Annotated in this window: 2 protein-coding genes; both read right to left on the bottom strand. The window is 71.1% G+C overall.

Going from position 1 to position 1,355, the window contains the following annotated elements:
• Nucleotides 1-75 precede the first annotated feature (75 nt).
• Nucleotides 76-483 carry an SseB family protein gene (locus tag AOK17_RS07405; protein WP_055611522.1) on the bottom strand — a complete coding sequence of 136 codons (408 nt, stop codon included), beginning with the start codon at nt 481-483 and terminating at the stop codon, nt 76-78.
• A 121-nt stretch (nt 484-604) separates the two neighbouring features.
• The coding region (locus tag AOK17_RS07400; protein WP_483855174.1) for an acyl-CoA dehydrogenase family protein at nt 605-1,355 on the bottom strand (751 nt) is incomplete at its 5' end.

Here is a 1,355-nt window from a genome sequence, read left to right as displayed (position 1 = left end):
CCGACTCACCCGCACCCGAAAACGAACCAGGGGCGCGGGAGCCAAAGGCATCCCGCGCCCCAGAACACGCCCCGCTCAGGCGTGCGGCCGTACCAGCAGCGCCCGCACACCCTGCGAGCTGAGCGTCAGCCCGTGCGGAGCACTCGCGTCGATGCCCAGCGAGACCTCACTGGAGGGCCACTGCTCGGCAAGCGCACCGAGCGGCACCAGGCGGTAGCGCGAAACCGACGGCAGCAGCTCGGCCATCCGCACCTCCGAGGTGAACACCGGAACCAGCGGGTCCCCGCCCGGCTGCTCGATGACGGGCAGGGCAACGACAGAGGGATCACCGGCCGCCTCGTCATCGGCGTCGTCCGGCACCGGGACCAGCACGTCACTGCCGGCCAGGGTGTCCAGGGCGTCGCCGTCCTCGGCGTTCTCGGCCAGCACGGTAAGCGCTCGCTCGGCCTCCGCCGTGACGTTGTCGTTCGAGGAAATCTCCATGGCACATCCCGACGTAGTAACGAAAACAGGCCGCCCGGACCAGGTTCCGACCCGGGCGCGGCTGGTCGCGTACCCGTCGCGGGAGGTGCCATGCGTGTCTCACCCGGACGTCACCGAACGCTCACGGAATCAGCGGGATGTCGTGCGAGGGCAGCCCGAGCCGGTCGCAGCCGACGCGCCGCGCGAGCGGCTCGGCCATGCTCGGCCCGATGTGCGTCCAGTAGGTGGCGGCGTCCCGGAAGTAGCGCTGCATCCGCTCGCCGTCGCGGGCATGGCGAGAACCGGCCGTACGGAAGAGGATGCTCTGCGTGACGTCCCAGGCCATGCGGCCCGCAGTGAGGAAGACCAGCGCGAGCCGGTTGTCGTCGGCGATGGTGAAGGGCGCCTCCCCGGAGACATTGCGGCGGCAGGTCTCCGTGTAGTCCTCGGCATTGCGCTGGAGAGCCGCCTCGGCGGTGTGGATCGCACCGAGCGCCTCACCCAGGTGCCGCTGGTAGTCGTGGAGCTCGGCCCGTGTGCGGTCGGGTTCCAGGGTCAGCGGTCGCCCGGCGATGATCCGGGCGTACTCGTCGGCGGCGGCGTACGCGGTGCCGACCATGATGGCGGCCAGTTCCCCGTGGTAGAAGCTCGGGGCTCGGCCCGCGTACAGCGCGTTGCCGTGCAGTTTCGATCCGGGGGTGCCGCCCTCCACCGGCAGGTCGAGCAGGCTTGCCTCCCGGGTGAGGTACTCGGGGATGCGGGCCTGTTCCATGCGGATGCTGTTGGAGCCGCTGCCGCGGAGCCCGAGGACGCCGTGCCAGTCGTCGAGCAGCGTCCACACGGAGCGCGGCGCGACGAACAGCACCAGCGGTCCGGGCGGGTCGCCCGGCTTC

The organism is Streptomyces phaeochromogenes (assembly GCF_001418655.1).
Taxonomy (GTDB): domain Bacteria; phylum Actinomycetota; class Actinomycetes; order Streptomycetales; family Streptomycetaceae; genus Streptomyces; species Streptomyces phaeochromogenes.
The sequence above is the reverse complement of the archived record's forward strand: the minus strand, read 5'-3'. Positions and strand labels throughout refer to the sequence as shown.